This window comes from Aquimarina aggregata, from assembly GCF_001632745.1.
Lineage (GTDB): Bacteria > Bacteroidota > Bacteroidia > Flavobacteriales > Flavobacteriaceae > Aquimarina > Aquimarina aggregata.
In genome coordinates this window covers 188,202-207,476 of the sequence record NZ_LQRT01000003.1, presented here as the reverse complement: position 1 = coordinate 207,476, position 19,275 = coordinate 188,202, and the positions used below count along the sequence as shown (strand labels likewise).

Annotated in this window: 16 protein-coding genes; 8 read left to right on the top strand and 8 right to left on the bottom strand. The window is 32.7% G+C overall.

Annotated elements, in window-relative coordinates:
• Window positions 1-96 precede the first annotated feature (96 nt).
• The 7 genes from AWE51_RS06905 to AWE51_RS06875 form a co-directional block, all read right to left on the bottom strand.
• Window positions 97-1,869, bottom strand: a complete 1,773-nt coding sequence (locus AWE51_RS06905; protein ID WP_066311414.1) for an ABC transporter ATP-binding protein — start codon at window positions 1,867-1,869, stop codon at window positions 97-99.
• Window positions 1,870-1,871: 2 nt separating this feature from the next.
• The gene (gene bla / locus AWE51_RS06900) at window positions 1,872-2,657 is read right to left on the bottom strand and encodes a subclass B1 metallo-beta-lactamase (protein ID WP_066311412.1); all 786 of its coding nucleotides are present in this window, start codon (window positions 2,655-2,657) and stop codon (window positions 1,872-1,874) included.
• A complete protein-coding gene (locus AWE51_RS06895) occupies window positions 2,611-2,850 on the bottom strand; it encodes a hypothetical protein (protein WP_082832350.1) in 240 nt (79 codons plus the stop codon). Before AWE51_RS06895 ends, bla begins: the two co-directional genes overlap by 47 nt.
• A 91-nt stretch (window positions 2,851-2,941) precedes the next feature.
• A complete protein-coding gene (locus AWE51_RS06890; protein ID WP_066311406.1) occupies window positions 2,942-3,484 on the bottom strand; it encodes a metal-dependent hydrolase in 543 nt (180 codons plus the stop codon).
• A 21-nt stretch (window positions 3,485-3,505) separates the two neighbouring features.
• Entirely contained in the window at window positions 3,506-4,498 is a 993-nt protein-coding gene (locus AWE51_RS06885; protein WP_066311404.1) for a DUF1028 domain-containing protein, read from the bottom strand.
• A gap of 58 nt (window positions 4,499-4,556) precedes the next feature.
• Window positions 4,557-5,306, bottom strand: a complete 750-nt coding sequence (locus tag AWE51_RS06880; RefSeq protein WP_066311402.1) for an NYN domain-containing protein — start codon at window positions 5,304-5,306, stop codon at window positions 4,557-4,559.
• A 52-nt stretch (window positions 5,307-5,358) separates the two neighbouring features.
• Window positions 5,359-6,714: a DEAD/DEAH box helicase gene (locus AWE51_RS06875; RefSeq protein ID WP_066311399.1), complete on the bottom strand. Its 1,356-nt coding sequence runs from the start codon at window positions 6,712-6,714 to the stop codon at window positions 5,359-5,361.
• 185 nt (window positions 6,715-6,899) lie between these two features.
• On the opposite strand from AWE51_RS06875, the gene AWE51_RS06870 reads away from it, so the two are divergent.
• The 3 genes from AWE51_RS06870 to AWE51_RS06860 all read left to right on the top strand — a co-directional run bounded on the left by AWE51_RS06870 (window position 6,900) and on the right by AWE51_RS06860 (window position 9,650).
• A complete protein-coding gene (locus tag AWE51_RS06870; protein WP_066311397.1) occupies window positions 6,900-7,670 on the top strand; it encodes a hypothetical protein in 771 nt (256 codons plus the stop codon).
• A gap of 137 nt (window positions 7,671-7,807) precedes the next feature.
• Window positions 7,808-8,344: an NADPH-dependent FMN reductase gene (locus AWE51_RS06865; protein ID WP_066311394.1), complete on the top strand. Its 537-nt coding sequence runs from the start codon at window positions 7,808-7,810 to the stop codon at window positions 8,342-8,344.
• Between the two features lie 4 nt (window positions 8,345-8,348).
• Window positions 8,349-9,650, top strand: coding sequence for an anthranilate synthase component I family protein (locus tag AWE51_RS06860; RefSeq protein WP_066311389.1), 1,302 nt, complete (start codon window positions 8,349-8,351; stop codon window positions 9,648-9,650).
• Window positions 9,651-9,672: 22 nt separating this feature from the next.
• Here the strand turns inward: AWE51_RS06860 and AWE51_RS06855 are convergent, their stop codons facing one another.
• Window positions 9,673-10,374 (bottom strand): hypothetical protein, encoded by a 702-nt coding sequence (locus AWE51_RS06855; RefSeq protein ID WP_066311387.1) that lies wholly within the window; start codon window positions 10,372-10,374, stop codon window positions 9,673-9,675.
• Window positions 10,375-10,502: 128 nt separating this feature from the next.
• Between AWE51_RS06855 and tilS the strand changes: the two genes are divergently transcribed.
• The 5 genes from tilS (at window position 10,503) to AWE51_RS06830 (ending at window position 19,259) form a co-directional block, all read left to right on the top strand.
• Window positions 10,503-11,849 carry a tRNA lysidine(34) synthetase TilS gene (tilS, locus tag AWE51_RS06850; protein ID WP_232517351.1) on the top strand — a complete coding sequence of 449 codons (1,347 nt, stop codon included), beginning with the start codon at window positions 10,503-10,505 and terminating at the stop codon, window positions 11,847-11,849.
• Entirely contained in the window at window positions 11,849-13,831 is a 1,983-nt protein-coding gene (locus AWE51_RS06845) for a protein-disulfide reductase DsbD family protein (RefSeq protein ID WP_066311385.1), read from the top strand. The genes tilS and AWE51_RS06845 overlap by 1 nt, the downstream gene beginning before the upstream one ends.
• A 90-nt stretch (window positions 13,832-13,921) precedes the next feature.
• Window positions 13,922-14,566 carry a Crp/Fnr family transcriptional regulator gene (locus AWE51_RS06840; protein WP_066311383.1) on the top strand — a complete coding sequence of 215 codons (645 nt, stop codon included), beginning with the start codon at window positions 13,922-13,924 and terminating at the stop codon, window positions 14,564-14,566.
• A 198-nt stretch (window positions 14,567-14,764) separates the two neighbouring features.
• Complete coding sequence (locus AWE51_RS06835; protein WP_066311382.1) at window positions 14,765-17,140, top strand: spondin domain-containing protein; 2,376 nt, start codon at window positions 14,765-14,767, stop codon at window positions 17,138-17,140.
• 268 nt (window positions 17,141-17,408) lie between these two features.
• The gene (locus AWE51_RS06830; protein ID WP_066311381.1) at window positions 17,409-19,259 is read left to right on the top strand and encodes a CocE/NonD family hydrolase; all 1,851 of its coding nucleotides are present in this window, start codon (window positions 17,409-17,411) and stop codon (window positions 19,257-19,259) included.
• Window positions 19,260-19,275 lie beyond the last annotated feature (16 nt).

Here is a 19,275-nt window from a genome sequence, read left to right as displayed (position 1 = left end):
AAGTTTAAGAACTGAGTGTTACATAAAATGCAGATATCAATGTATAAAGGGTATGTAATTTATTAATAAAGGATTGCAATACTAAAAGTAAGTATATTAGATTCTGGCTTGATAAGTATATAAATCATAATACCTACCTTTTGCCTCAATCAGCTCTTCGTGAGTACCTCTTTCGGCAATATCTCCAGATTCAATAACTAAAATCTGATCTGCTTTTTTGATTGTACTTAGTCGATGGGCTATAACAAAAGTAGTCCTGCCTTTCATTAACTCATTAAGACTTTTTTGTATTAAAGCTTCACTCTCTGTATCTAGATTAGAAGTAGCTTCATCAAGAATAATAATTTTAGGGTTTGCCAATATGGCTCTGGCAATAGCTATTCGTTGGCGTTGACCACCAGAAAGTTTTACGCCACGTTCTCCAATAAGTGTATTAAGACCATCGTCGAAACGGTCTGTAAACTCATTAACATAAGCCGCTTTTACAGCTTGTTGTAATTGCTCTTCTGTAGCATTAGGTCTAGGAAAAAGTATATTATCTCGAATTGTTCCCTCGAATAGAAATTCATCTTGTAAAACAACTCCTAAGTTTTTTCGATAACTATTAAGATTGACTTTCGATATGTCATTATCATCAATTGTAATTATTCCTGATTCTGGGTTTAAAAATGTTGCAGATAAACCTGCAATAGTAGATTTCCCGGATCCCGAACTACCAACAAGTGCGGTTACAGAGCCAGATGAAGCTTTGAAACTAATATTATGCAATACTTCTTTTCCTTTTTCATAAGAAAAAGAAACGTTATCAAAGATGATATCACCTTTAATTTTATCAAGTACTATGGTTCTATCTTCTATTTCTTCTTCTGGGGTCATGTTCATTAACTCTTCGGTACGGTCAAGACCAGCCAAAGCTTCTGTTAATTGGCTGCCAATATTACTCATTTGAACAATAGGCGCGATCATAAACGCTAGATACATGGTGAATGATAAAAATTGTCCTGTTGTTAAACTACCATCCATCATATAATAACCTCCAATTCCCATTATTCCTGTAGAGGCAATACCTGCTAAAAAAGTTGAAGAACTTGTCATAAGGGCAGTAGCAGTAAGGCTCTTTTTTACATTTTGAAACAGTTTATCTACTCCTTTTTCAAAGATTTTATGTTCTTGTTCTTCTGCTCCAAACCCTTTAATTACTCTAACACCAGCTAAAGTTTCTGTTAACCTACCTTTTACTTCGGCATTAATTTTTCCTCTAATCCTAAAAATTGGTCTTATGTATTTAAATGCTTTTAGAGCTACAATACCAAATAAACTTATGGGGATTAATACAAAAAGTGTCATCCATGGATTTATATTAATTAGTAAAACTACAGATACTATAGCCGTAAAAATACCACCAACCAATTGTACTAATCCAGTACCAATTAAATTTCTAACACCTTCGACATCACTCATAATTCTGGATACTAGCGCACCTGATTTTGTGTTGTCAAAAAAACTGATTGGTAAAGACAGTACTTTTTTTTGCACTTTGGCTCTTAATTCTGAAATTAAAAACTGGGCTTGTACACTAAGGATGCGAGTTAATAAAAACGACGTAGTAGCTTGTATTAATATGGCTATGGCTACAATGAATAATAACTCATACAATTGACTTAAATCTTTACTAGGTACTACATCATCAAGTAAGGTTTTACTTTTCCAAGGTAATACTAGACCTGCTATTCGGTTAAGAAATATTAAAATTAACCCTATAAAAACTAAATTTCTTCTGGGCCAGATAATCGTTTTGAACGCCTGACCCATAGTAACTTTTGATTTTTTTTGGTCTTTATTGTTTGGGGTAGTTTGAAATTCTCTCATACTTATTTTTCAGTTTGAAATAGGGTAATGGTATAGTCTAAAAGCTTAGAATCACCATATGCTCCATGTCCAGGAATTACAATCTTAAGATTTGGATATGCCTTTTTGATCTTAGAAACAGTTTTTGGCCATTGATTAAGGTTAGCATTGGCTAAATTTCCTTTTGAAGCATTAATACTTTTAATCATACATCCTCCAAAAATTAATTGTTCGTCAGGGAAATACGAAGTGATATTATCAGAGGTATGTCCTTCTCCAAAAAAAGTATTTATTATTTTTTTAGAGCCCAATGTAAGTGTCATAGTATTTTTAAATAAGACATCGGGCTGTAATTGGTTATCGTCATGCATAAGTAAAGCCGTTTTCTCACTGGCAATAGTAGGAATTCCTTGACTTTTGAAAATATCAATACCTTCTGTTGCATCATTGTGATAGTGATTAAATACAACGCCTTTTACTTTTACTTTTAGATCATTTTGTAACCAATCTAGCAAACTAGAAGTAGCTTTATCGGTTGCAGGAGTGTCAAAAACATAAGCTTCATTATTATGAACATAAACAAAACCATTACAAGGAAACACTGAACCATTTTCTAAAGTAATATCTGAAACATGAAGATAACTAGATTCATTTATTTTAGTGATTTTGAGACTTTCTGTAATAGTAAAAGATTTTTGTGCATGAAGTATAGTATTTGCAGTAATACATAATAACAGAAAAAAAAGCACTGTTCTTTTTTGATTATGATATCTCAATATATTCTGAAACCCCTTTCTTATTTTGATCATTTAACCATTCCCAATTTAAAGTTAGTTTTATTTTGTTTGTAGCTGTTAATGAGATTTGTGCAATTGCCTTTCCTGCTTTTAATTCATTGTCTATGGTCAGGCATTGATATAACATATTAAGCTGTTCATTTTCTAAATAAGCTATAATTTTACCATAGCGTATAGTACCTCCGTAATAATTAGCCGTAACCAAATCCCCATCTTGTTTATACTCAAAAATAGTATCGGTGTTTACTTTACCATTTTCAGAATTTTCTATTAGCGAGAATTTTTTGTTGTTAAAACTAATTTATTTCATTTTTCTTCCTAAAAAATGCGATTACTAATATATAAATACTACTTGGTATTATCACCCATATTAATTCACTTAACAATACTTTAATGCCCCAAATACTAAAGAATTTACTAGCGCCAATTGGGGAAACTTGTATAGGTCTAAAAGGAAAAAAATACCTGGTATCATCAAAAGGAGATAAGAACGCAATCCCCAATCCACCTGTAGTCATTGCGTCAAGAACCCCATGTGAAGCAGTGCAAATCGAAAAGTATAAAATTAGTAGCCCTCCTGTTTTAGTTAAAAATTTTGAGTTATAAAAAATGAGGGTGACTAATAAACCAAGTAGTATTGCAAACACCAAAGAATGAGAAAACCCTCTGTGTCCCCAAAAGTCTTCATATGTAATGCCGAATGCAAAACCAACTACATCTGCATCTGGAAGAATAGCACACACTATTCCTAAAATCCAAACTTTTGTTGTTGCCAATTCTTTAGTAAATGTTTTACTAAAGGCATATGCTGTAAATGCGTGTGCAAATATTGAAGCCAATGAATATTTTTTTGGATTACGTTACAGTTTGATAACTTTTTCAAGTTCTTCTTTTGATATTGAAAGCAATCCAGATTTTGGTAGTCTTTTTGTGAGTTCTTTCCAGTTACTATCTTTCTCAAAAATATATTTAAAAATAGGTAGAGCTTCGTCTAGTTTTTTATTGTTAGCTAACGCAATTGCTTTCCAGTATTTCATTTCTAAGTTATTAGGAAACAATTTTTCTGCGGCTCCATATTCTTTTAAAGCATTTTTCATATCTCCAACTTCTACAGCAAGGTCTCCTTTGTTCATAAATTCATAAGCCTTATGTACCTCAAGTAACCGTTGCAACTCTACTAAAGGAGTAGCATGATCATCTACTCTTAAGTTTATTTTCTTGTCTTCCCAAGAATTTTTAACTGGTTTTGCTCCTACAACAACTAAAGCTGCCGATTGCTTACCTCTAATATCTCCACCAGCTTCTTGAGCAGCTAGTAATACTTTAACCACACGATCTGCAAGGGGTAAATTTTTGTAGTTTTCAAATGCTTTTGCCATAGCGGGCACAACATTGTCATTAAGCATCATATTGGCCTGGACAGAATAATTATCTCCAATAATATGGTGAGCAGAAGCCACACATTTTTCTCCTGTAAAGGCTGACACATTACCTTGTGTATCCAGAAATGCAACTTGCCTAAAATCTTTCCCTTCGTCCTGAGCTACCAATTGTTCTAGTGCTTCTTTTGCTGTTTTACCTTCTGAGATCAATTTAAGACCGTCAGGTCCATAGGCCGGGTTAACAAAAGATTGAGTAGCTACAACACCTACACCAGATTGACCCCAAGATACAATTGATCCTACAGAGAACCAATGACTTTGCACTGCTACAGCCATTTCTCCTGTAACCTTATCTCTTGCTACTATAGAAAAAGTATGAGCAAACTTTTCTTTATACACTTGTTGAGCTGTAATCTGATTAGATACAAGAAAGGTTAGGAGCGCTATTTTTACTAATGTTGAAAATTTCATGTTTTAATTTATTTAGATACTAAACTTTTGAATCGTAAAAGTATGATGCATTACTACCTTATTTTTTCTTTTGTTTTATGTTTTTAACATAGATTAATTTAGATCTTCCTTTAGACGCTTCGCGCTGTTCTATTTCAAAACTCTTAATGGATTGAATTAGTGGCGTTAATTTTTGAAAACCATAGTTTCTAGAATCAAAATTAGGTTGTTTTTTTTGCAAAAGACTACCAACATCACCCAGAAAAGCCCAGCCATCATCATCGGCTAAATCAGATATTGTATTCGAAATTAGTCTAATATCTTTTTGTGTTATTTGATCAATGCTGCTTTCAGAAACAGATGTATTGCCCGTGGATTTAGATTCATTTTCTGCTGCCTCGTGTTTTAATATTTCAAGATAAATAAATTTATCACATGCAACAATAAAAGGATTAGGTGTCTTCTTCTCACCAATCCCAAAAACTTTCATTCCTGCTTCTCTAAGGCGAGTCGCTAATCTGGTAAAGTCACTGTCACTAGATACCAAGCAAAATCCATTAACTTTTTCCGAGTATAAAATGTCCATAGCATCAATTATCATTGCAGAATCTGTTGCATTTTTTCCTTTAGTATATCCATACTGTTGGATAGGAGTTATGGCATTTTCAAGAAGAATTTTCTTCCATTTGGTAAGATCAGGTTTCGTCCAATCGCCATAAATTCTTTTGATAGTGGGATTTCCATATTTGGCAATCTCTTCCATCATTTCTTTTATATATGTCGATGGTATATTATCACCGTCAATTAATACTGCAAGATTTAAATCCATAGTTTTTTAAAAAATAAATAATAAAGTTAGCATGTATGTACTAATTTAGGGATTACCGTTTCTTCTTTTTATTTCTAAGATTATAGGTTTTATCTCCTTTGGTTTTAGGTTTTTTATATTTCTTTTTAATTTCACGTTGGTACGACCCACCTAGATTTACCTTTTTATTCTTCTCCTTTTTTTCATGAAATGAAGCTCCTACTTCATCATTTGGACGTTTATGAGGATTGTTAATTTCTTTAATCTTTGGGCGTTCTTCGGGAGTTAGTTCTTCAGAAATTTCAACATTCTCAGGGAACTCTAGTTGCTCAACCTTCATTTCCATAAGACTTTCTATCTCCTTAAGAGATTCTTCTTCTTTCTGCGTAGTCAATACTAAAGAAATACCTTGTTTTTGTGCTCTACCTGTTCTACCAATACGGTGCATGTAGTTTTCTGGATAATCTGGAGTGTCGACATTAATTACATGACTAATATCATCAATGTCTAAACCTCTTGCCATAACGTCGGTAGCAATAAGAATTCGATGTTCTCCACTTTCAAATTGTTCAATACTTCTAAGTCGGTAATTTTGAGTTTTATTAGAGTGAATAACAGCACATTGATCTGGGAAAGTTTTCTCAAAACGTTCAAACAATCGATCTGCCATTTTCTTATTACCAACAAATAGTAATACTTTTTGATATTCTTCTTTATGAACTAACAAAGACTCTAGTAAATTTACTTTGGTATAAAAGTTAGATACTTGATAACCATACTGTTTAATATTATCTAGAGGTGTACCACTTTTAGCTATAGAAACTTTATTAGGGTGTATAAAAATTTCAGAAATAAGTTGTTCTACTTCTTCGGTCATTGTAGCCGAAAACATAATATTTTGTCTTTGCTGAGGTAGAATATCAAAAATATTCATTAATTGGTGCCTAAATCCTAAATCCATCATTACATCGACTTCATCTATAACCAATTTTTGAATGGATTTTAATTGTAGTGCTCTACTAACAGCTAGATCATACAGTCGCCCTGGTGTGGCTACAATAATATCTAAACCTTGAGACACAGCTTGTTTTTGAGTGTTGATATTAGTTCCCCCATAAACCCCTGTTATCCTAGTGTTGATGTAGGTGGTTAATTTTTCGATTTCGTCTACAACTTGTACAACAAGTTCTCTTGTAGGCACTAATACTAAAACTCGAGGATTTTGCTGTACAGAATACTTTAACATTCTTAAAATAGGTAACATATAGGCATATGTTTTACCAGTACCAGTTTGCGCAATACCCACTACGTCTTTACCAGACATGACTACAGAAAATGCTTGCTCTTGGATAGGGGTAGGAGTTTCAAACCCTAGATCATCCAGAGCGTTAACAAGTTGTGTGCTTAAATTTAAATCTCGAAAAGTCAATTGATTTCTTTTTTATGCAAAGGTATGCTTATTTCTGGGATTGAATAACAGATCTTCTTGGTATACAATGTAATTAATGTTGTTCCTGTAGCATTAAGAAATAATTAGTGGTATCAAATTATAATTTGACCCTTTTTTTAGAGATGCCGTTATTAATTTTGAATAGAAACTTAAAATCACAAATCATGATATTATTTAAACACATTTCAAAGTATATACTATTAGTCATTTTGTTTTTTACTATTGGTTGTAGTAGCGATTCACCTAACGAAGATCAGCAGCCAGAAGAAACAAGTGTAGAAGATTTTGCAAATTTTGCAGAAGATCCAAAGTTTCTTGAGCATATGGAAAACCTTGTACTCGTTCTCAATCGAATTGAAGACCATGAAAAGGCATTAGAAATTCTAGAAACTTCAGGAAAATCAAAACTAAATGATACCCAACAAATGGAACTTACTACGGCACTAGGGTTTGAAGATACCGAACAAATGAATACCGCGTATGATCAACTTACTGAAGAATGGGGACTATTAAGTCGTCGTTTTGATCTTAGTAATCAAAATTATTCATATACTGAAGCTTTGATGTTCAATAAATTACTTTTGATTAGATATAATTTAGATCTTAGTGAAGTTTTGGGGCTAAAGAAAAAAGACTTGGACAATGAAGAAGTACATTGTTATTACGAAGTATGCTTTCCACCGTATTCAAATGCTCTAAAGCCTTATGATACTGCAAGACTTGTATGTGATGCGATTGATTATACTACAACTGAAGGAAATGAGGCTTATTTAGAATGCGTAAGACCAATAAAGCAACGATTTGCATTAGAACTTCAACGTGCCGATTTTCTTCTTGCGTGTTGTGGCTTTTACCGTTGCAATCTAGAGCGACCAACAGTGCTGGGTACAAAACCTTTTGATTATTCAAAATGCCCAGAGGTACCTTTGTCATGATATTATAAAAGAAACTTAGTTTTAAACTTGTAAAACATAATAATTTAAAATGCCTGTCGATCTTTGTTGATGACAGGTTTTTTTATATTAAAATATACTCCGATTTTACTTATTTTTGATTTTCTAATATATCAATAATGAAAAAAATTCTCGCCTTTGCAGGTTCAAACAGTAGTACATCTATCAATCATAAATTAGTAAGCTTTGTAGTTTCAAAATTGGAAGGTCATGATACTAAGGTGATTAACCTTATCAAGTATACGGTACCCATGTATAGTGAAGATGAAGAAAAAAATAATAGTTTTCCTGCTATGATCTTGTCTCTAAAAGAAGAAATAGCAAAAGCAGATGCCTTGGTTATCTCGGTAAATGAACATAATGGAAGCTGGGGAGCTTTTTTTAAGAACATAATTGATTGGTTGTCTCGGCTAGATAGAAATTTTCTAGAAGGAAAGAAAATTTTATTAATGAGCACGTCCCCAGGAAAACGAGGTGGAGTAGGCTCTTTAGACTTTGCTAAAAGTGTGTTGCCAAGATTTGGTGCAGAAATTATAGAAAGTTTTAGTTTTCCTTCTTTCTACGATAATTTTTCGGTAGATAAAAACGAAGTCACAGATGAGACACTTTTATTGGGATTGAATGAAGTTCTAAGTACTTTTGCGCATCAAATATAGATCCTTGCGTAGCATTAAAAAATATACAGTTAAGAACCCTTCAGAGATTAAATTGCATCTGCAAGACTGGGCACAGCAATTTGATGAGGTTATTTGGTTAGACTCAAATAACTATGCACAAAAATATACTAACTATGATGCTGTTTTAGCAGTTGACGCATTTACTTCGATAAAAACAGACTATTACGATGCATTTAATAAGTTAGAAGAGTATCAGAAACAAACTGAAGATTGGATTTTTGGTTATTTGTCATACGACCTTAAAAATGATGTTGAAAATCTAGCTTCAGAAAATGATGACCATTTAGATTTTCCTGACTTATATTTTTTTCAACCCAAAAGGTTATTCTTTTTAAAAGGAAAAACAATCGAGATGCATTATCTCAAAATGATTGATGATGAAATTGAAGATGACTTTACTACAATTAAAAAAATGTTGTCTATAAAAAAAGACAATACTAATTCTTGTGGAAAAGTAAAAATAAGTCTTCGATTAACTAAAGATACCTATAAAGAAAAAGTAAACAAAATGTTAACTCATATTCATAGAGGTGACATTTATGAAGCTAATTTTTGTCAGGAATTTTTTGCAGAAAATAGTTGTATTGATCCACTACAGACATATCATCACCTAAATAATATTTCAAGACCACCCTTTGCGACCTATCTTAAAATGGATCATTTGTTTCTTTTGTCTGCTTCACCAGAACGATATTTAAAAAAAGAAGGGATAAAGATCATTACACAACCTATTAAAGGAACTGCAAAAAGAGCTTCTGATGCAGTGTATGATAAGAAATTGGTTGACGAACTCAAAAATGACCCTAAAGAGCGCTCAGAAAATATTATGATTGTTGACCTGGTAAGAAATGATTTGTCAAAAACAGCTGTAAAAGGTTCGGTTACTGTAGAAGAATTATGTAAAGTGTATTCTTTTGACCAAGTACATCAGATGATTTCTACAGTGATCTCGCAAGTTGATATTAATAGATCACCAATAGATGTTCTTAAAACAACTTTTCCTATGGGAAGCATGACAGGTGCTCCTAAGATTTCTGCAATGAAAATTATAGAGAACCTCGAAGAGTCCAAAAGAGGTCTTTACAGCGGAACTGTAGGGTATTTTACACCAGAAGGAGATTTTGACTTTAATGTCGTAATCCGAAGTATTCTTTATAATGATAAGAAACAATACATCTCGTATACGGTTGGAGGAGCCATCACAGCTAAATCAGATCCAGATAAGGAATATGAGGAATGCTTACTTAAAGCAAAAGCGATGCGAGAAGTATTAGAAGAAATGTAAGAATTGTGGCTTTCTAATTTTTTTATATAAGATTACGTCTAAAACTTTTTCTAACGTCAATAATAATTTCTTTAACCTCTTGAGAGGTTATACCTCTAATTGTTGCGATTTCTTCAAAGTTTAATCTTCCAAAAACAAATAAGTCAATAACTTTAGAAGTCTCTAAAGGTAACCAACTATAAAATTTACCTAACAATTTTTGTTTTCGACTTTTGGATGAAGACTCCGTATCTATTACTTTAATAATAGCAGAATCAAGATCATCATAAATAAAATTTTGTTTGTTTTCAGAATTTTGTTTGTAGCAAATATCATCTAATTCTTCTTTCATGACGAGTTCATTATCACCTTCTACAGTAAAATGTTCTTCTAGCTTTTCTAGTTCTATTTTTAAAAAATGATTAGTACTAATACTTTTTTGGTGCCACCCTTCTGTATTATATAGTTCATCTATAAGTGTGTCAGCTATTTTAAAAAGTTTAAGTTCCAGGGATAAAGTGTCTATTTCGATATCAAGATCGTCATGATATAGTTTCAAGATAGCATCGTCAATAATACCATTTGAACAATACATGTTTTGCGGTAAGACACCCACGCTTTCAGCTATATATAATCGGTGTTTAACATATGGGTGTAAATGAGGAACAATCGATAATAACTTCTTGCTGAATTCTCTTTGATCATCAGCTCCATAATATTTCTGCAGTTCTTGAGTCCTATTCATTATTGTGGAATTTAAGAGTTGTTTTCTAAAAATAACGAAAACAAACCAATTTTGATGTTAAAAACTTGAAAATCAATACTTAAATGTGTTTTTTGAATAGCTTGTGGTCGCAATACAAAATTGTATATTTGAAAAATAAAACATACAACTTAAAATTTTTGTTACGAGAATTTAAAAACCATATAAAAACTAATCTTTCTTTTTTAGTTGGGAGTAAATTATTAATAGCTTGCAGTGGTGGGTTAGATAGTATAGTACTTTCTAAATTTTGTGAATTGCTAAAGCTTGATTTTGCAATGGCACATTGTAATTTTAAACTTCGAGGTGATGAAAGTGATAACGATGAAGGTTTTGTAAAGTTATTTGCTCAACAAATAAATACAAATGTTTTTGTTACTCATTTTGATACAGAAACCTATGCTAAAGATAATACACTGTCTATTCAGATGGCCGCAAGAGAATTGCGTTATGTTTGGTTTAAAAAACTAGCATTAGATCACAACTTTGATTATGTACTTACAGCACATCATGCCGATGATAATCTTGAAACTTTTCTTATTAATTTATCCCGGGGTACTGGTATTGAAGGATTAATTGGTATTCCAGAAATTAATGAGATTTTTGTTCGACCATTACTGCCTTTTTCTAGAGAAGAAATTTTGAGTTTCGCCCAAGAAAATAAATTAAAATGGCGTGAAGACAGTAGTAATAGTAGTACAAAATATCTTCGTAATAAACTTAGACATCATGTTACAAATGAACTTAAATCTGCCGTGCCTAATTTTTTAAATAATTTTAAAACAACAGTTTCGTATCTAAAACAAAGTAATGAGTTTATTAAGCATCAAATGGTTAAACTTAAAAAAGAATTATTTGATACTTCAGAAGGAGGAAATGTTATAAAAATACCGATAAGCAGATTGAGAGAGTATGGTAATCCTAGAACTTGTTTGTATTTTTTGTTAAGAGATTATGGTTTCACGGCATGGGATGATATAGAACAGTTTATAAAATCACAATCCGGGAAACAAATTTTTTCAAATTCGTATAGATTAGTTAAAGACCGGGATTACCTATTATTAAGCCCGATTGTTGAGGAAATATCTGATCGTTGTTATCAAATTTCTGAAGAAGAAAGTATGTTAATGATTCCTTCTGGAACCCTTAAATTTAAAGAAGTTTTAGAAATGTCTGATATTGATTTTAAGACAATTTTTGTAGATAAGGCAAAATTAAAGTATCCTTTAACTGTAAGAAAATGGAAAGAAGGCGACTACTTTTATCCCATCGGGATGAAAGGAAAAAAGAAATTAAGCAAATATTTTAAAGATGAAAAACTATCTTTATTAGCAAAAGAACGAGTATGGTTGTTATGCTCTGATAATGAGATTTTATGGATTATAAATTATAGGGCAGATGACAGATTCAAAATAACACCCCAAACAAAAGAATTATTAAAAATAACGATAACCTAATGCGATACCTACTACTATTATTAACGGCATTTTTAGTTTCTACCACTGTATTTTCTCAAACGCTTGATCCAATCAAATGGAAAGCAAATGTAGAAAAGGAAACAGACGATACATATATTCTGAATTTTGAGGCTACTTTGGATAAAGGTTGGCATTTGTATTCTCAAAATGAAGCAGAAACAGATGAAATAGCACCAACTCCTACAGAATTCTCTTTTGATAGTACTCCCGAGACTTATACGTTGGTAGGAGAAACAATAGAACCTAAAGGAATCGAGAAATATGATAACATCTTTGAAATGGATGTTAAATATTTTGAAGACAATGTGACCTTCTTTCAGAAAATAAAACTAGTAGATAAAACGACCAAAGTAATTAAAGCAGAAGTTTTCTTTTCTGTTTGTGATGATGAAAGATGTTTAGCACCCGAAGTAGTAGAGTTTACATTGGATCTTAATCAAAAAGAAGCTATAGAAAATAAAGGAGACGTCTCTAGTATTACTGCAGCAGATAAAGAAAAGTCAGAAAGCTTGCATATACAGGTAAAGGGTAAAGAAGCTTTTCCAACAGAAAAAGTAGAAGACAAAAGTTATCTCAATATCTTTATATTAGGGTTTTTGGGTGGATTAATAGCATTGTTAACACCTTGTGTATTTCCTATGATCCCTTTGACTGTATCATTTTTTACAAAAGGAGCAAAGGATCGTAAAAAGGGATTGTTTAATGCCGTATTGTATGGTTTATTTATCTTCTTAATATATGTGTTATTAAGTTTACCATTTCATTTATTAGATTCTTTAGATCCCGAAATATTAAATAATATTTCAACTAATGTGACTCTAAATATTGTCTTTTTTGTAATTTTTATAGTATTCGCAATCTCCTTTTTTGGATATTTTGAAATTACATTACCGGCGTCCTGGAGTAATAAAATGGATAGTAAGGCGACTAGTGTTGGTGGTGTACTAGGAATCTTTTTTATGGCATTAACATTAGCTCTTGTATCATTTTCATGTACTGGTCCAATTTTAGGTTCTTTATTAGGAGGATCTCTTAGTAGTGATGGTGGTGCAATTCAATTAAGTTTTGGAATGGGAGGTTTTGGATTAGCCTTAGCTTTACCTTTTGGATTATTTGCATTATTCCCAAACTGGTTAAATTCTCTACCAAAAAGTGGAGGGTGGTTAAATACAGTAAAAGTTGTTTTAGGGTTTTTAGAATTAGCTTTAGCATTTAAGTTTTTATCTAATGCTGATTTGGTAGAACATTGGGGACTTTTAAAAAGAGAAGTGTTCCTTGCCATATGGATTATAATAGGAATAGGATTAACACTATATCTTTTTGCAAAAATACGATTTCCTCATGATAGTCCGATTCAAAAATTGAGTACCACAAGAAAAGTATTAGGAGTTGTTACTTTAGCCTTTGTAATATACTTATTACCGGGACTATCAAATACTGCATATGCCAATCTTAAATTGCTAAGTGGTTTTCCTCCACCATTATTTTATAGTGTATACGAAAAAGAAGCGCATGGTCCTTTAGGACTTAATGCATACACTGACTTTGAAGAAGGTGTTAAGGCAGCAAAAGCTCAAAATAAGCCTATTATGGTTGATTTTACAGGGTGGGCGTGTGTAAACTGCCGTAAAATGGAAGAGCAAGTATGGAGTTACCCTGAAATTATGAAGATTCTTAAAGATGAGTATATCCTAATTTCCTTATATGTAGACGATCGAGAAAAACTATCCGATGATCAACAGTTTAAATTTTTAAAACCAGACGGGAGAGTTAAAGATATTAGAACTATCGGTGATAAATGGGCTACTTTTCAAACATTGAATTTTCAAAATAACTCACAACCATACTATGTTTTATTAGATAGTAATATGAATCTTTTAAATCATACTACAGCATATACGCCTGACACAAAAGAATATCTAAACTGGTTAAAAAAGGGATTACAGAATAACAAGAAATAATACTAAATCTATAGTGGTATAGAATTTTATTATAGTAGAAGTGTAAGGATTGAATAAAATTTCGACTTCTTTTATATAAAATTACTAACAATGTCAATAGATAAAATAGAACTTTCTAAGTGTTTCCCATTTATTGAAAAAGAACTGGAAGAAGAAATTGTAAATTTCAGTCAATTCAAAAGTATTCCCAAAGGGGAATATGTTGTTAGGCAAGGTAGTTATTTAAATTTCTTACCTATTATTTTAGACGGGTTGATTAAAATGTATGCAGAAGAAGAGGAAGTAGAATTTCTGTTATACTATATACATCCAAATCAATGTTGTATTCTTAGTTTTAATCACTTATTTGGTCAAGAAGCAGTTCGTTATTCGGCTGTTACAGAAAAGGATACTAAGGTACTTTGTTTGCCCGTTGAAAAAGTAAAAGAATGGTTTGTGAAATACCCGTCTTTTACCAAGATTATATTAAAAGATTTTCAACGTAATTATGAAGATCTTCTTAATACTACTAAACAAGTCGTATGTTATAAAATAGAGGACCGATTGGTAAACTATTTAACAAATAAAGCCAAATTACAAAATTGTAATATGATACAGATGTCTCATAAAGAAATAGCATCTGATTTAGGAACATCTCGAGAGGTTGTATCCAGAATAACAAAGAAATTACAGGCTACAAACTTATTAGTACAGCATAAAAGACATATTGAGCTGAAACAGTTTCAAATGATCTAATATCAAGTCCTTTTTTTTCTTCTCTAGACGCTATTTTAGCGTCATTTTGTCGTTGTGTTATTTTTGTTATAATAACCTGATTTACAGATGTTTAAATAACATTTTTTTAACATTTATCGGTGACTTTTGTCACCGTTTATCGTTTTAAGACACGACTATATTTGCATCATATTGATGAATAAATAAAATATAGAAATCATGACAAAAAAATTAACTTATTTACTTATGGCATTTGCAATCTTCGCTTCTTGTAATGACGATGATGATGTTGTAACAGATCCAGGAGGAGATGGTGGACCAGATGCTACCGAAATTAATGTAGTATTAAACGAAGTAAAATACCAAGGTACCGATTGGGTAGAAATTTTTAATGCAGGAACAGGAGAAGCTGATATTAGTGAGTATTGGTTATGTCTTGGTCCTGGTACTTATGTACAAATAGGGAGTGTAACTCCTTTAAGTGGAAACACAACAATTCCTGTAGGAGGTTATTTAGTATTACCATATGACCTACCAGATACAAGTGGAGGTTTAGGATTATATTCGACAAATGAATTCGCAAGCGCAGATGCTATTGTTGATTTTGTACAATATGGATCAGGAGGGACTCCTAGAGAAAATGTAGCTGTAGAAGCTGGATTATGGACTGCAGGAGAATTTGTGCCTACTGTAACTAGCGAAGATAATAGTATTATTTTTGATGGAGACGGTAATGGTGCGGCAAACTGGGCAGAAACAACTACAGTTACCAATGGTGCAGAAAATGTACTTACAATGCCTAATACTGATGTTCGTTCTATTGTAATTAACGAAGTTAGATACGGTGAAAATAAACAAATAGAATTATGGAATAACGGTACCGTTGCTGTTGATTTGGCACCATATTGGTTATGCCTTGGGCCAGGACAATACCTACAGGTTGAAAATGCTACTGTAGTTAGCGGTGAAGCACAATTAGAGCCAGGAGAGTTTTTAGTATTAAATTGGAATGAATTAGGTGATAATGAAGGTTTAGGTTTGTACTCTACTAATGCCTTTACAAATGCTGATGCCCTTATAGATTTTGTACAGTGGGGTGCTTCAGGTAGTGCTAGAGAAAGTGTTGCAGTAGCAGCCGGACAATGGACATCTGGAGAGTTTGTGCAGTCCGTAAGATTACCTAGTTACAGTATTTCATATGACGGAGAAGGAAATGCTGCTGCTGACTGGTCTGAAACCATTAATCCAACTTTAGGTGCTGGTAATGCAACAGTAATTAATAGTACTACTTTTACAGTAACTATAAAGAACACAATTAATTATCTAAATGTGCACACCTTTACAACTCCTGTTGGAGCATCGGCACCAGGTCCATTAGCAACTAATGGTGCACAATACGAAGTGTCATTTAAAGCGGTACCAGGAACTAAATTTACACCAGTAACAATGATGGGGAATAGTAATGACTGGTTTTTAGCACCAACTGATCTTGCAGGAATTGATTTGTTTCCAGGTGGGACAGCTTTGAATAATGTAGATATCGCGAGTCAATTATCTCTTTATGATTTAGGTACTGAAGCTGATGGTGATCCAGCGACGTTTCCTCCTGCAGGAGCAAATGTAGGCCCAGCCGATCCAAATACCTCAGTACGTTTAGTACCAGGAAGAGGTACTGGTGATATATACATGACAGCAGTATTAGATTATGCAGCAGGTAGTGGTAGTGAAGCTGGTACATTTACATTAACAATAACAGCTACTAACGCGCCAAATCCTGCAATGGGAGCTAGTCAGGATAACGGATTCGTAATTACTCCTGGAATAGCTGTGTTACATGCACAACCAGAGCCTTTATTTACTTTAGGACAAGAAGATAGAGGAGTAGGTCTAGAGGGTATTGCAGAAGACGGTATGCCAGGAGTACTATATAATTGGTTTAAAGAAACAGGATCGCAAGGAACGCCTTTACGTTTATCTTCTTCATTAACACCTCTTTCACCTGCTTTTATATATGCTTTTAATACAGAAAGAGATCCTTGGTTTACACAAGGAGAAGCTGCAAAAGGATCAAGTGGTTTAGAAGAAATTGCAGAAGATGGTGATAGAATGGTAGCATATAATTATCTAAAAGATTTCGGTATTCCTACTGAACTCCCTTCGGAAATGGGACCGATACGACCAGGAGAATCTGCTACTTTTACTATCGAAGTACCACAAGGACAAAATTATAAACTTGGATTCGGAACAATGTTCGTAACATCTAACGATTGGTTTATTAGTAATAATAATGTAGGATTAACACTATTTAATGCAGATGGTAGTGCATTTTCAGGAACAAGTGCGAGTTCAAATACGTACTTGTATGATGCAGGAACAGAAGTAGATCAACCAGTAGGATTTGGTGCCGATCAAGTAATGAATCAAAGTGGAATTAATACAGGGGCTGCAGATGCAGACACTACTGTAAGAAGAGTATCATCATTAGAAGATGTACAATTTGGAAAAGGAGTTATTAATAGCGCTCCAGGTGTTACTTGGTCAGGGGATCCAAGAGGAGGTTATAACATTATTGAAATCGATATTCAACCTCAATAATTACCCCGCTCTATTCAAGAGCTAGACAATGTCTGTACTATCTTAATTTATAGTTGCAGTTGCTTTTGTGAAGCCTTTGACAATTTTGTCAAAGGCTTTTTTTATTTTCAGTAAATATAGCCCCCTTATATTTATTTGTCTTTTTTAGTAAAACTTAAAAAACGAGATAAAACAAACCCTGTAGATTCATAAGGTGTTAAAATCTCCTTAAATTATCTTACTCACAATTCCATTTTTTTATCTTCAGCAATAAACTAAACTATAACAAATGCGATTGATCAAATACATTTTTTTAAGAACTGCATTACTCTTATTTACCTTAACCACATTTGCTCAGGAAACTGAAAGTTATGATGTTAAAAAGCATTATACCAAACAAGAAGTAGATATTGTTATGAGAGATGGAATCAAACTTCATACTACAATATATTCTCCAAAAGATACTTCAAAAAAATACCCTATTTTATTACAAAGAACACCATATAGTTCTAGACCTTATGGTAAAGACGAGTTTCGTTCTAAAATAGGACCAAATGAATTTTTAATGAAAGAAGGAAACATTATTGTTTATCAAGACGTACGTGGACGTTGGATGAGTGAAGGCGTTTATGATAATATGCGGGCTTATATACCAAACAAAAAAGGAAAACAATTTGACGAAGCAAGTGATACTTATGATACGGTAGATTGGTTGATAAACAATGTAGAAAATACGAATAAAAAAGTAGGCGTATGGGGGATATCCTATCCGGGTTTTTATGCTACATATTCTTTGTTAGATGCGCATCCAGCGCTTAAAGCTGTTTCTCCACAAGCGTGTATTGGAGATTTCTTTTTTGATGATTTTCATCACAATGGAGCGTACTTATTAAGTTATTGGAGAGTTACAGCACTTTTTGGTCATGAAAAAACAAAACCAGTATCAGAACCATGGTATAAGTTTTCTGACTTACCGAGTAAAGACCAATATCAATTTTTTAAAGATATAGGACCTCTTAGTAATCTAGATGAGTATTACAAAGAGGATAATGTATTTTGGACACAGCTTAAAGAACATCCTAATTATGATGAGTTTTGGCAAAAAAGAGGAATAATTCAACACTTAGAAAAAATAAAACCAGCGGTAATGGTTGTAGGTGGTTTGTTTGATGCAGAGGATTTGTATGGCCCCTTTGAAACTTATGAAAATATAGAAAAGCGTAGTGATAACTATAATATTATGGTCTTTGGTCCTTGGAGTCATGGTGATTGGGCTCGTACTAAGAAAAGACAAGCCGTTGGGAATGTGTATTTTGGAGATGAATTATCAATGAAATATCAAAAAAATATAGAAACTAAATTCTTTAATCACTTTTTAAAAGGAAACGGTGATGATAAAACAGGATTACCAGAGATTCAAATTTTTGATACGGGTAAAAAAGAATGGAAATCATATGATAGTTGGCCACCAGCTGCAGCCCAGAAAAAAGCATTCTATTTAGCAGAAAACGATAAGTTGTCAGAAAGTAAAGGATCTAATTTTGCAGAATTTAGTAGTGATCCTAAAAAGCCAGTACCATATTCTGAAGATATAAAAATGGTATTCACACCAAGAAAGTATATGACAGATGATCAGCGATTCGCAGCAAGAAGACCTGATGTTTTAGTGTATGAAACACCTGTCCTTACAGAAGATATGACACTTGTTGGAGAGGTTTTAGCTAAATTGAAAGTTGCTACAACGGGAACAGATGCAGACTGGATAGTAAAATTGGTTGATGTTTTTCCTAATAATGCCGAAGATACTCAAGAAACACAAGAATACCTTAAAATGGCTAATTATCATATGATGGTAAGAAGTGAAGTAATGAGAGGACGCTTTAGAAATAGTTTTACAAAACCAGAACCATTTGTAGCTAATCAAAAAACAGATGTGAATATTAAATTACAAGACGTGCATCATACGTTTAAGAAAGGACATAAAATACAAATTCAGGTTCAAAGTACATGGTTTCCGTTAATTGATCTTAATCCACAAACATTTGTACCTAATATTTTCAAAGCTAAGGCATCAGATTTTACAAAGCAAACTCATAAAGTATTTCATGATTCTGCTATAGAATTTTCGATTTTAAAGTAACTAACCCCAACCTTTA

What these genes read in the sequence shown, in the direction of transcription:
- AWE51_RS06905 (WP_066311414.1), bottom strand. Translation starts at nt 1,869, where the DNA reads ATGAGAGAATTTCAAACTACCCCAAACAATAAAGACCAAAAAAAATCA.
- bla (WP_066311412.1), bottom strand. Translation starts at nt 2,657, where the DNA reads ATGATCAAAATAAGAAAGGGGTTTCAGAATATATTGAGATATCATAAT.
- AWE51_RS06885 (WP_066311404.1), bottom strand. Translation starts at nt 4,498, where the DNA reads ATGAAATTTTCAACATTAGTAAAAATAGCGCTCCTAACCTTTCTTGTA.
- AWE51_RS06880 (WP_066311402.1), bottom strand. Translation starts at nt 5,306, where the DNA reads ATGGATTTAAATCTTGCAGTATTAATTGACGGTGATAATATACCATCG.
- AWE51_RS06870 (WP_066311397.1), top strand. Translation starts at nt 6,900, where the DNA reads ATGATATTATTTAAACACATTTCAAAGTATATACTATTAGTCATTTTG.
- AWE51_RS06865 (WP_066311394.1), top strand. Translation starts at nt 7,808, where the DNA reads ATGAAAAAAATTCTCGCCTTTGCAGGTTCAAACAGTAGTACATCTATC.
- AWE51_RS06855 (WP_066311387.1), bottom strand. Translation starts at nt 10,374, where the DNA reads ATGAATAGGACTCAAGAACTGCAGAAATATTATGGAGCTGATGATCAA.
- AWE51_RS06845 (WP_066311385.1), top strand. Translation starts at nt 11,849, where the DNA reads ATGCGATACCTACTACTATTATTAACGGCATTTTTAGTTTCTACCACT.
- AWE51_RS06840 (WP_066311383.1), top strand. Translation starts at nt 13,922, where the DNA reads ATGTCAATAGATAAAATAGAACTTTCTAAGTGTTTCCCATTTATTGAA.
- AWE51_RS06835 (WP_066311382.1), top strand. Translation starts at nt 14,765, where the DNA reads ATGACAAAAAAATTAACTTATTTACTTATGGCATTTGCAATCTTCGCT.
- AWE51_RS06830 (WP_066311381.1), top strand. Translation starts at nt 17,409, where the DNA reads ATGCGATTGATCAAATACATTTTTTTAAGAACTGCATTACTCTTATTT.